Origin of the sequence: Amycolatopsis ruanii, from assembly GCF_003385175.1 — a bacterium.
In the GTDB taxonomy this organism is placed as follows: Bacteria; Actinomycetota; Actinomycetes; order Mycobacteriales; family Pseudonocardiaceae; genus Amycolatopsis_E; species Amycolatopsis_E thermalba.
Genome location: NZ_PQHY01000039.1, coordinates 1 through 10,865 on the forward strand (window position 1 = coordinate 1; position 10,865 = coordinate 10,865).

The 10,865-nt window shown below is 74.3% G+C and carries 12 protein-coding genes; 6 read left to right on the plus strand and 6 right to left on the minus strand.

Annotation, left to right across the window (positions count from 1 at the left end; all coding sequences use genetic code 11):
• Window positions 1-70: 70 nt before the first annotated feature.
• The 4 genes from D0D28_RS37385 to D0D28_RS20765 all read left to right on the plus strand — a co-directional run bounded on the left by D0D28_RS37385 (window position 71) and on the right by D0D28_RS20765 (window position 2,628).
• The gene (locus D0D28_RS37385) at window positions 71-205 is read left to right on the plus strand and encodes a hypothetical protein (RefSeq protein ID WP_275895911.1); all 135 of its coding nucleotides are present in this window, start codon (window positions 71-73) and stop codon (window positions 203-205) included.
• 223 nt (window positions 206-428) lie between these two features.
• Window positions 429-737 carry a hypothetical protein gene (locus D0D28_RS20755; RefSeq protein WP_233157259.1) on the plus strand — a complete coding sequence of 103 codons (309 nt, stop codon included), beginning with the start codon at window positions 429-431 and terminating at the stop codon, window positions 735-737.
• The gene (locus D0D28_RS20760; protein WP_116111687.1) at window positions 734-1,999 is read left to right on the plus strand and encodes a nucleotide sugar dehydrogenase; all 1,266 of its coding nucleotides are present in this window, start codon (window positions 734-736) and stop codon (window positions 1,997-1,999) included. Before D0D28_RS20755 ends, D0D28_RS20760 begins: the two co-directional genes overlap by 4 nt.
• Before the next feature lie 104 nt (window positions 2,000-2,103).
• Window positions 2,104-2,628, plus strand: coding sequence for an EF-hand domain-containing protein (locus D0D28_RS20765; RefSeq protein ID WP_094005489.1), 525 nt, complete (start codon window positions 2,104-2,106; stop codon window positions 2,626-2,628).
• 42 nt (window positions 2,629-2,670) lie between these two features.
• Here D0D28_RS20765 and D0D28_RS20770 read toward each other — a convergent pair whose 3' ends face one another.
• The 6 genes from D0D28_RS20770 to D0D28_RS20795 are packed head-to-tail and all read right to left on the minus strand — an operon-like array spanning window position 2,671 to window position 8,283.
• Entirely contained in the window at window positions 2,671-3,093 is a 423-nt protein-coding gene (locus tag D0D28_RS20770) for a DUF6917 domain-containing protein (protein WP_094005490.1), read from the minus strand.
• Window positions 3,090-4,001: a Gfo/Idh/MocA family protein gene (locus D0D28_RS20775; protein WP_116111688.1), complete on the minus strand. Its 912-nt coding sequence runs from the start codon at window positions 3,999-4,001 to the stop codon at window positions 3,090-3,092. The genes D0D28_RS20770 and D0D28_RS20775 overlap by 4 nt, the downstream gene beginning before the upstream one ends.
• A complete protein-coding gene (locus tag D0D28_RS20780) occupies window positions 4,001-5,074 on the minus strand; it encodes an Ldh family oxidoreductase (RefSeq protein WP_205413317.1) in 1,074 nt (357 codons plus the stop codon). The genes D0D28_RS20775 and D0D28_RS20780 overlap by 1 nt, the downstream gene beginning before the upstream one ends.
• The gene (locus tag D0D28_RS20785; protein WP_240323283.1) at window positions 5,071-6,354 is read right to left on the minus strand and encodes a M20/M25/M40 family metallo-hydrolase; all 1,284 of its coding nucleotides are present in this window, start codon (window positions 6,352-6,354) and stop codon (window positions 5,071-5,073) included. The genes D0D28_RS20780 and D0D28_RS20785 overlap by 4 nt, the downstream gene beginning before the upstream one ends.
• Entirely contained in the window at window positions 6,351-7,241 is an 891-nt protein-coding gene (locus tag D0D28_RS20790) for a sugar phosphate isomerase/epimerase family protein (protein ID WP_205413318.1), read from the minus strand. The genes D0D28_RS20785 and D0D28_RS20790 overlap by 4 nt, the downstream gene beginning before the upstream one ends.
• The gene (locus tag D0D28_RS20795) at window positions 7,204-8,283 is read right to left on the minus strand and encodes a Gfo/Idh/MocA family oxidoreductase (protein ID WP_162831135.1); all 1,080 of its coding nucleotides are present in this window, start codon (window positions 8,281-8,283) and stop codon (window positions 7,204-7,206) included. The genes D0D28_RS20790 and D0D28_RS20795 overlap by 38 nt, the downstream gene beginning before the upstream one ends.
• Before the next feature lie 244 nt (window positions 8,284-8,527).
• On the opposite strand from D0D28_RS20795, the gene D0D28_RS20800 reads away from it, so the two are divergent.
• The gene (locus D0D28_RS20800; protein ID WP_116111690.1) at window positions 8,528-9,721 is read left to right on the plus strand and encodes a DegT/DnrJ/EryC1/StrS family aminotransferase; all 1,194 of its coding nucleotides are present in this window, start codon (window positions 8,528-8,530) and stop codon (window positions 9,719-9,721) included.
• Complete coding sequence (locus D0D28_RS20805; protein WP_116111711.1) at window positions 9,718-10,863, plus strand: DegT/DnrJ/EryC1/StrS family aminotransferase; 1,146 nt, start codon at window positions 9,718-9,720, stop codon at window positions 10,861-10,863. Before D0D28_RS20800 ends, D0D28_RS20805 begins: the two co-directional genes overlap by 4 nt.
• Window positions 10,864-10,865: the final 2 nt, after the last annotated feature.

A 10,865-nucleotide genomic window follows, 5' to 3' on the forward strand; every position in this document is an offset into this window, starting at 1 on the left:
ATGTTGGAGCGGTGCCGCGGGTTCACGGCGCCCGCGGCGGCGGAGACGAACGCGTTGGCCGTCGTGGCCGGTGGCCACGCGGCGGGACAACACCGGTCCCCTCGCGGCACCGGCCCGCACCGCGGCGGTGATCGCGGTGCTGGGGGTGCTGGTCATGACCGTCACCGTCGGGGCGCTCTCCGGCGCGGTGCGGCCCCGGGGTTAGTCACACAGCGTGATCGACGGTGCGGGGTGGCGTGCCGCCCGGACCGCGCGCTCCCACCACCGGGAAAAGGCGATGGCGGTCGGTGAGTGACCGCGAGTGCCGCGGACCCGGTCGAACTGATCTGCTCACTCGTCCAGTGCCGACCCCCGGTCCGCGTCTTACGCCGCAGAAATTCGCTGGATACGCTCCACGGCGAAGGTTCCGCAATGGGAAAGGACAATTCATGCGTCGCATTGTCATGGCTGCCGCGGCAGTGGCGCTGGCTATTCCGGCGGTCATTTCCGGGGCCGGGACCGCGGCCGCGGCGACCGGCCGGGTCGTCGTTTTCGAAACCGAATTCCAGCAGCTCACCGTTTACGAGGACCCGAGCGGCTGTCACAAGCTGCCAGTGGCCTCGCACGTGCTGGTCAACCTGACCGACGCGACGGTGCGGACCTACGGTGATCCGCTGTGCCTGACGCCGAGCCTGATCGTGCAACCCGGATTCGGCACCCACGTGGCCCCGTTGACCGGTAGCTTCTCGGTCGAATGAGCCGGCGCGTGGACCTCGCCGTCGTCGGCGTCGGGTACACCGGCCTGCCGTTGCTGTGGCAGGCGCACACCGCGGGCCTGTCCACGGCCGGGTTCGACACCGACCCCGCCGTGGTGGCCCGGCTCAACGCGGGCCGTTCGCACGTGCCCGACGTATCGGACGCCGCCGTGCGCGCCCTGCGCGCCGCGGGCTTCCGGGCCTCGGCCGACCCGCGGATCCTCGCCGACGCGGACGTGGTGGTGATCTGCGTGCCCACCGGGCTGGACGGCGACGGCGCCCCCGACCTCGGCGCCGTCCGGGCGGCGGCCGGGACCGTCGCCGCCCGGCTGCGCCCCGGGATGCTCGTGGTGCTCGAATCGACCACCCGCCCCGGGACCACCGAGGAACTCGTCCGGCCGGTGCTCGAGCAGCGGAGCGGGCTCGTCGCCGGCGAGGACTTCCACCTCGGGTACTCCCCGGAGCGGGTGGATCCGGGCAACCCGCGCTTCGGCATCGGCAACACCCCGAAGATCGTCAGCGGCTGCACCCCGTTGTGCGCCAAGCACTGCGCCACGTTCTACGGCCGGTTCGTCGACGAGGTGGTGGTGGCGAAGGGCACGCGCGAGGCGGAACTGGCCAAGCTGCTGGAGAACACCTACCGCTACGTCAACATCGCGCTCGTCAACGAGTTCGCGCGGTACTGCGCGGGCATCGGGGTCGACGTGTGGGACGTGATCCACTGCGCCGGCACCAAACCGTTCGGGTTCGCGTCCTTCACGCCGGGGCCGGGCGTCGGCGGTCACTGCATCCCGGTCGACCCGGTCTACCTGGCCGAGCGGGCGGCGGCCGACGGGTTCACCTTCGGCGTGCTGGCGGCGGCGCAGCGGGCCAACCGCATGATGCCCGGCTACGTCGCGGACCGCGCGCGGGCCATGCTCGCCGAGCGCGGGGTGCCGGTGCGCGGGGCGCGCGTGCTGCTGCTGGGCGTCGCCTACAAACCGGACGTGCCCGACACCCGGGAGTCACCCGCGGCGCCGCTGGTGCGGCGGTTGCGGGACCACGGTGCCGTCGTGAGCTACCACGACCCGCTGGTGCCCGCCTACGCGGTGGACGGCGTAGGCGTGCCGCGCGCCCGGGACCTGCCCGGGGCGCTCGCGGCCGCGGACCTCGCGGTGCGCCTGCAGGACCACCGCGCCTACCGGCCCGCCATGCTCGCCCGGCACGCCCGGCTGTTGCTGGACACCAGGGGAAAGGTGGCCGGCGAGCGGGTCCGGCGGCTCTGAGCCGCCCGGGCCGACCCACACTCCGTCCGGTGTGGACCGGACGAGCGGTCACCGGCGCCCCGCCGGTGGCTGTCGCGAAAAACCGAGGAAGGAAGTGCATCGACATGGGCGCACCCGTGGTGGACAACAGGCTCAAACAACGATTCGACAAGTGGGACGCCAACTCCGACGGCGTGCTCGACCGCTCCGACTTCGAGCAGGAGGCCGAGCGCATCGCCCGCGCGTTCGGTTCCTCGACCGGCACCGGCGCGGGAAAGGCGCTGGCGGAGTCGTTCCGGGGGCTGCACGACTACCTGGTGCAGCAGTCGGGCTCGCAGCAGATCACCGAGCAGCAGTTCATGCAGGCGACCGAGAAGCTGATCTTCCAGGAGGGCGAGTCCGGGTTCAACCGGTTGATGCGTCCGGTCGTGCAGGCGATCGTCGGCCTGTGCGACAAGAACGCCGACGGCAAGATCAGCCGCGAGGAGTTCGCGGTGTGGCTCACCGCCGTGGGAGTGCCGGATTCCCAGGCCAAATCGGCGTTCGACCGGATCGACGCCGACCACAGCGGCGAGCTGTCCGCCGACGAACTGCTCGGCGCCGTGCGCAAGTTCCACTTCGGTGAGCTGGACGTCGCTCTGCTGGGCTGAGCGGCCGCGGACGGTCCGGCCGGGACCCGCGTCCCGGCCGGATCACGTGCCCGCCTCGCCGGAGCCGAAGCGCACCGGCAGCTCCGGGCGCAGTCCCAGCTCGGTCCCGGTCAGCGGGCTGGGCACGTGGATGAGGATGTTGTAGTGGTTGGGGAAGTGGCAGGAGTCGAAGCCGAGCACCCGGCCCACCAGCCGCTCGCCGATCCACACCGGGTCGTCCCGGTCGATCACGCCGCCGCAGGTGAGTTCGGCGAAGCCGAGGAAACCGACGCGGTCGATCCGGCTGCCGGGGGCCGTTTCCGTGTGGTCGGTCGTCACCAGCTCGTGCACCTCACCCTCGCGGACGCACCGCGCGGTGTGGGGTTCCAGCGACATGCCACGCTCGTCCCGGCGGTGGCGCAGCACCTTCACCAGCCTGCCCTGCACTGTCCTCTTCGGACCGTTCTCGTCCCGTGGATCGGTCATGGTGCCTCCTGGTACCGGTTCGCGCGGTGGTAGGTCTGCTCGACGAGCTCGAGCGCGGCCAGCCCGCCGTCGTCGCGGGAGCCGCCCGCCACCGCCGCGGTGAACGCGCCGAGGACCCCGGCGTACTCGTGCCACAGCGACTCCTTGAACCCCGGGTGCCCGGCCAGCATGTCGGCGCGCCGCACCGTGCCGTCGCGCAGCCGGACTTCGACGTCCTTCACCTCGCCGGGGTAGGACCAGTCCAGCTCGACCACGGCGGGAACACCGTCCCGGCTGCGCAGCTCGACGCGCGCCGCGCGGTCGATCCCGCGCGCGTCCCGCCGGATGCCGGCGCCGGTGACGGTGACCTCGCCGAGCAGGAGCCGGACCAGGTCGAAGGCGTTGGGCCCGTTGTCGGCGACGCAGCCCCCGCCGCAGCGGCGCGGATCGAGGTACCAGCGGTCCGCGCCGACGTGGTCCTCGATCCGCTCCCAGTAGCGGACTGTCAGCCCCGCCGCGGCCGGGCCGCCGGACAGCCCGGCCCGCAGCGCCGTCACCGCCGAGTTGTAGCGCCGGTGGAACGCGGTGAACAGGGGGACCCCGGTGGCGCGCGCCGCCCGGTGCAGGTCGCGGCCGTCGGCGAGCCGGTGGGCGAGCGGTTTCTCCACGCACACCGCGACACCGGCGGCCAGCGCGTCCCGGCACACCGGCGCGTGGGTGTCGTTCGGCGTGGTCACGACGACACCGTCCAGCCCGGCCTCGCGCAGCATCGCCCGGTGGTCCCGGTAGGTGCCCACCACACCCGCGTGCGGTTCGAGCGCGGCGGCGCGCAGGTCGCACACCGCGGCGAGGGTCACGTCGGGCCGCCGGCGCGCCGCGGCGAGGTAGAACTTGGAGATCACGCCGAGGCCGACCACGCCCAGCCGCATCAGCCGGTCACCGCCACCCGGCCGAACCCGAGCGCGGCGAGCTCGTCGTACACGGGACCGGGCAGGGGGACCCCCTCGCGGCGGCGGCGCCGCGCCCGCTCCGCCTCCGGCCAGCCGGGGTAGCGCACCGGCGCCGACGGGTCGGCGGGCGGACAGGCCAGCAGGGCGCCGAACAGCGACCGCGCCGTCTCGCCGAACCCGGTGTGCAGGGGAGCGACCGCCATCAGCAGGAAGCCGATGTCGTCGTCGCGTCCGGAGGGCCGGCCATCGCCCCGCAGCGCGGCGGGACCGGGGCCGAGCCCGGCCCCGGACACCGCGGCGGCCAGCAGCTCGACCACCAGGCCCAGGCCGAATCCCTTGTAGACACCCAGCTCGGGGGTGCCGCCGAGCCAGCGCAGGTGCGCCTCGCCACGGTCGAAGGCGGCCGGGTCGGTGACCTCGCGCCCGGAGTCGTCGGCGAGCCAGCCGGCCGGGACGGGCTCACCGGCGGCCGCCGCGAGCCGCACCCGGCCGGTCGGCACCACCGTCGTGCTCATGTCGAGCAGGAACGGGTGGTCCTCGACCGCGGGCGCGGCCACGGCGAGCGGGTTGGTGCCGAGCATCGCCACCGCGCCGCCCGGTGGCCGGGCGATGCGCTGCCCGCCGCAGTTGCTCGCCACGACGCCGACCATGCCGCGCGAAGCGGCGCGCAACGCGGCGAAACCGGCGCAGCCGAGGTGCGTGCCGCCCCGGACCGACACCAGGCCGACGCCGTACCGCCGTGCCCGCACGACCGCGAGGTCCATCGCTTCCGCGGCCGACCACAGGCCCAGCGCGCGGCAGGCGTCCAGCAGGACGCACGGGCCGGTGTCCCGCACCGCGCGCGGCTCCGCGGCCGGGTCGGCCCGCCCGTCGCGCAGCAGGGGCAGGTACAGCCGGGCGAGGTTGAACACGCCGTGCGAGCCGGCCCCGGTCAGGTCGCCGTGGCACAGGGCGTCGGCGGCGAGCGCGGCTCGCCGAGGCGGCACGCCGTGCGCGGTGAACTGCCCGGTGACGAAGGTGCGCAGGGCGGGGTAGGGGACGGTCACGGTCACGGGGTGGTCTCCTCGTCGGCGAAGCAGGTCAGCAGGCGGGCGACGGCACCGGCGAACCCGGCCAGATCGGCCAGCTCGGCGTATTCGCCGTCGGCGTGGGCGTGGTTGGCGTCCAGCGAGCCGGCGCCGAGCACGACGGTCGCGGCGCCGGGAACCCCGTCCATCCAGATGGCGTCGCAGGTGAACGCCGGATCCGCGGCGGGCCAGGGGGCCAGCCCGGCGGCCCGGCACAGGGCGGCGACCGCGGTCTCGTCCTGCGCCAGGCAGGGCAGCCGGCGCTTGTGCCAGACCAGGGTCGTGATCGCGGCGGCGTCCACGGCGGTCCGGGCCAGCCCGGGCTGGGCGGCGAACCGCGACCGGAACTCCGCCAGCCCGCCACGCACGGCCCGCTCCACGGCGCCCTCCAGCCGCCGTCCCGTGTGGACGGACGGATAACCGATGTTGAGCAGCAGCCGGCCCGTCCCGTAGACCCGGTTGTGCTGGTCACCGGTGTGCAACCCGGCCACGCACACCGCCGCCCCTGGCTCGCCCGCGACCGCACCCGCCAGGTGCTGGGCGAGGAAACCCAGCAGGACGGTGGCGTTGTGCCCGGCACCCGGCCGGTCGTCGATCGCGTCCAGGCCGGCGACGCGCAGCTCCGCGGTCATCGACGCCGTCGCGCGGCACAGGTAACGGGACCCGGTCGGCTCGCAGAAGACGTTGAGCCGCCCCACGTACCCCGCCTCCACCAGCGGGCGCGTACCGAAACAGCCCAGGGCGCCGCCCTCTTCGCCGGACACGGCCTGGACGAGCACCGCGACGTCGCGGCCGATGCGCGGGTCGGCGGCGCGCGCCGCCCGGATCCCGGCCAGCACGGCCACGGCCTGTCCCTTGGCGTCCACCGCGCCGCGGCCGGTGACCCGGTGGCCGTCGAAGGTCACCGGCGGTGCGCCGGCGACGGTGTCGAAGTGCACGTTGAACATGACGGTCGCGGACCGGGGCAGCGCGGGACCGAGCCGCAGGACCAGGTTCGGCTGGGTGGCCAGGAACTCCGCCGGACGACCGCGGACGGCCCGCGGCACGTCGTCGCGCCGCAGCACGGCCGGATCGGCGCTGCCGTGGTGCAGCACCCGGAACCCGGACTCCCGTGCGACGGCCGCGTAGACCCGCTGCGCCTCCCACAGCATCGGCTGCTCACCGGGCGCCTCCAGCGGGCTCACCGTGGGCAGCCGCAGCAGGGTCAGCAGCAGTTCGGTGTCCCGCGCGGTGAGCGGCGGCGCGGTGCTCGGCGCCGCCGTCACCCCGCCACCGCCCGCCGGGCCGGCTCGTGGACCAGCGCGTCGAGGCGGCGTCCCGCCTCGACGAAGCGGGCCACGCCGTCCGCGCCGGCGACGACCCGCCCCGCGTGCGGGGCCACCGCCAGGTGCGGTTCCAGCGACACCGCGCCGCGGTAGCCGTGGTCCAGCAGCAGGCGCAGGCAGTCGGCGACCCGCGCGTCGCCGTCGCCGGGCAGCGTGAACCGCGGCCCCTCCGGGGTGGCGACGCCGTCCTTGACGTGCACGTGGGCGACGTGGGGCACCAGCTCGGCGAGCATCGACAGCCCGTCGTAGCCGTGGGCGACGCCGTTGCCCGTGTCGAACAGCAGCCGCAGCGCGGGGTTGCCGACCGCGGCCAGCAGGTCGAGCGCGCGCTCGGCCGACTGCCCGGCCCAGCCGGAACAGTTCTCGTGCAGCAGCACGAAGCCGGCCCCGGCCGCGCGGTCGGTGAGCTGGCGGACGCGGTCGACGACGGTGGCGCGCCAGCGGGTTTCCGGCAGCCCGTCGTTGGGGTAGGACATGATCCGGATGGCGCGCACGGCGAGGATCGCACCGTGCCCGATCAGGGTGTCGAGTTCGGCCAGCTCGGTGGCGAACCCGGTGCTGACCGGGCGGGCCCAGCCGCCGATACGCGAATCGAGGCACACGACGTGGATCCCGGCGCGGTCCAGCTCGTCCCGGATCGAGCGCACCCGGTGGGCGTCCAGGGCGGCGACCGGGATGCCGTCGACGGTGCGCAGCTCCAGCGCCGTCCAGCCGAGGCGGCGCACGGCCGCCGCCTGCCCGGCGATGTCCGGGGCGGCCTCGTCGCCGATGCCCGCCAGGCGCACCGGTTCAGACGGCGGTGTCGTGGCCTGCTGCCGAAGTGGCACAGTGTGTCTCCGTTCTGGGCATCTCGATCCGGGGATCCGGCGGGGGACCGGGCACGCCGCAGCGTTCCTTGGCTTCGGTGAGGATCCGGACGATCTCCGCGTGACGGCCGAGGTCCGCGCCCTTGGGAGGGGCGCCCAGCCCGGCGAAGTACCGGTAGGCCGCGCCGAGAAAGGCGGTCAGCGCGTCGTCGCGGAACACCTCCTGGGAGCGCCCGGCGCGCCCGCGCACGGTCAGCCGCGCGTGGGAGTCCTCGGCGCTGACCGGGTAGTGGCCGGTGACCGTCGCGTCGTCGAACCGCAGCGTGATGCTGCGCTGGCGGATCGGCGCGGTGAGATCGGAGGCCAGGTGGGTGCGCACCCCGCTGTCGTGGCGCAGCACCAGCTCCGCCGAGCCGAGCCAGGGCAGGCGCCTGCCGTCGCAGCGCGCCGCGGTGCAGGAGGCGCCGGTGAGCGAGGCCGGGCCGGCCAGGGACAGGGCCAGGCCGAGCCCGTGGGGCACCTCGACGTCGAAGGCGGTGTCGCCCGCCCCGGCGCGCAGTGACCGCTCGAGCCGGGGTTTGTGCTGGCGCAGGGTGATGGCGCGCAGCGGGCCGTGGTCGCCGGAGCGGATCAGGCGAGCCAACCGCGCGGTGAGGCGGGCGCTGTGCCAGTGCGCGACGACGACGGCGTCCATCCCGTGCCGGAGCACCGTGCCGGCGATGTCGTCGGCGTGCGCGCGGTGGCAGGCGAGTGGTTTTTCCAGCACCACCTTGGTGAAACCGGCCCGGGCCAGCCGCCGCACGACCGCCGGCCGTTCCCGCGGGGGCACGCAGACGTGGACGACGGTCCGCCGCGGGTCCAGGAGTTCCCCCGCGGCGGCGATGGACGGCACGGCGAGCACATCGTCCGTGTGCCGCGGAGGCGTGGCGGGGTCGAACACCACGATCGGTGCCGTGCCCAGCACTTCCGCGGCCCGCGCGTCCGCGCGGAGTTTGCGGACCACCGGCAGGTGCAGACCGCCGCCCGCGCGGCCGAAACCGACCACGAACGTGTGCAGTGCCATGGTTTTCCTCGTCTCGGAGGGACTTTCGCCGACCGTGGGTCTCCCGGCTCGGGCCGTCCACTGTGGCCGGAAGCCGATGCTGCTGCACGACCGGAATCCCGTCAACCGCGCGCCGGTCCTGTGGCTACATAGGGTGAAATGAACGCGGCCTTCGGGTTCAGGTCCTTCCGGTGCCCCACCCGCTCGGCTACGGTCGCCTTCGTTGGCAGCAAACGTGATCCGCCTGCCCGAGGGGACTGGCCGAATGCCGCATTCCAGATACGCTGAGTTATCGAAGACCGCTGGTACTCGAATTCCGTTCTTCTCCCAGGCCGGCACTTTCGACCGGCTGTGGCCCCGGATCAACCACAACATCGAGGCGGTCTTCGACAACGGCAAGTTCTCCCACGGCGCGAGCGTGGCAGCGCTCGAACGCGAGCTCGCCGGCTACACCGGCGCGCCGCACGTGATCGGCGTCAACAGCGGGACCGACGCGCTGGTGCTGCTGCTGCGGGCGGCCGGGCTGCGCCCCGGCGACCGGGTCGCCGTGCCCGCGATGTCGTTCGTCGCGACCGCGTCGGCCGTCGTGCTGGCCGGCGGGCGGCTGGTGTTCACCGACGTCGACCCGCGGACCTACGCGATGACCGGCGAATCCCTGGCCGCCGTGGCGGACCGGGACGTGCGGTTCGCGATGCCGGTGCACCTGTTCTGCCAGATGGCCGACATGGCCGCGATCACCGCCGTCGCCGCCCGCCACGGGCTCACCGTCGTCGAGGACAGCGCCGAAGCCATCGGCATGCGGCAGGGCGGGGTGCACGCGGGACTGCACGGCGCGGGCGGTGTGCTGTCCTTCTTCCCGAGCAAGACGCTGGGAGCGCTGGGGGACGCCGGCGCGGTGCTCACCGCCGACCCGGAGATCGCGCGGCGGACCGCGGCGCTGCGGCACCACGGCCGCGGCGGGCAGACTCTCGGCCACTTCCCGGGCATCGCCAACACCACCGAACTCAGCGGCGTCAACAGCAAGATGGACGACATCCAGGCGGCGGTGCTGCTGGCGAAGCTCACCCGGCTGGAGGCCGACATCGACCGGCGCGCGGAACTCGCCGCGGCCTACGCCGAACGCCTGGCGCACGTGCCCGGAATCCGCTGTCCCGAGGTGGTCCGGGACGGGCCCGGCGACGAGTCCGTGTACTACGTCTACCTCGTCGAGGCGCAACGGCGCGACGAACTGGCCGCCTTCCTCGCCGCGCGGGGCATCGGCACCGAGACCTACTACCCGCGTCCGCTGCACCTGCAGCCGTGCTTCGCCGAGCTCGGGCACCGGGAAGGCGACTTCCCGCACGCGGAGGCGGCCTGCCGCCGGGCCCTGGCCCTGCCCCTGTACCCGGACCTGCGCGTGGAGCAGGTCGAGCAGGTGTGCGCGGCGATCGGCGAGTTCTACGAGGGGCGGTGCGCATGACCGGCTACCGGGTGCCGTTCTTCGCCCCCGACCTGTTCGAGGCCGATCGCGCCGTGCTGCTGCGGCTGGTGCGCGAGATCGGGATCGCGCCGGAGCAGCGGTTCATCCTCGGCGAGCACACCGCCCGGCTGGAACGGCTGCTGCGCGCGGAACTCGGCTGCGCCGACGTGATCGCGTGCGGCAGCGGCACCTCGGCCCTGACGCTGATCCTGCACGCGATGGACATCGGGCCCGGCGACGAGGTCGTGGTGCCCGCCTTCGGCTGCGCCCCGCTGGCCGAGACCGTGGTCAACCTCGGCGCGACACCGGTGTTCGCCGACATCCGGCCGCACACCATGGTCGTCGACCCGGACGAGGCCGGCCGGCTCGTCACGCACCGGACGAAGGCGATCGTGCCCGCGCACATGTTCTCCGTCATGGCCGACATGCCGCGCCTGCGGGAGGTCGCCCGGGCGCACGGTGTCCGGCTGATCGAGGACTCGGCGGTGGCCCAGGGCGGGGTGCTGGCCGGCCGGCCCGCGGGCACCTGGGGTGACGCCGGCCTGTTCTCGTTCGTCCAGGTGAAGACGTTCGGGATGCCGGGGGAGGGCGGCGTCGTCGTCACCGGTGATCCCGGGCTCGGCCGGACGGTGCGGATGCTGCGCAACCACGGCCAGGACGGCACGAACCGCTTCCTGCACCACCGCATCGGGTACAACAGCCGCTTCGACGAGATCCAGGCCGCGTTCCAGCTGCACCGCTTCCCGGGACTGGCCGCCCGCCTCGACCGGCGGGCCGAGATCGCCGCGTACTACACCGGACGCTTCACCCCACTGGCTGAGCGCGGTGTCGTGCCCCCGCCGCCCGGCCGCGAGGGGCGCTGCTACTACGTCTACTGCCTGCTCGCCGAACGGCGCGACGAGCTCGCCGCCCACCTCGGCGAGCAGGGCATCCAGACCCACGTCTACTACCGGCGGCCCCTGCCGCACCAGCCGCCGTTCGCGCCGTTCGCCCCGCCCGGGGCGCGCTGGCCGCACGCCGAGCACGCGTGCGACCGCATCCTCGCGCTGCCGATCCACCCGAACCTCACCGACGAGCAGGTCACCGGCGTCGCCGACGCCGTGTGCGAGTTCGCGATGCCCCGCGCGGCCGCCGCCCGCTGAGC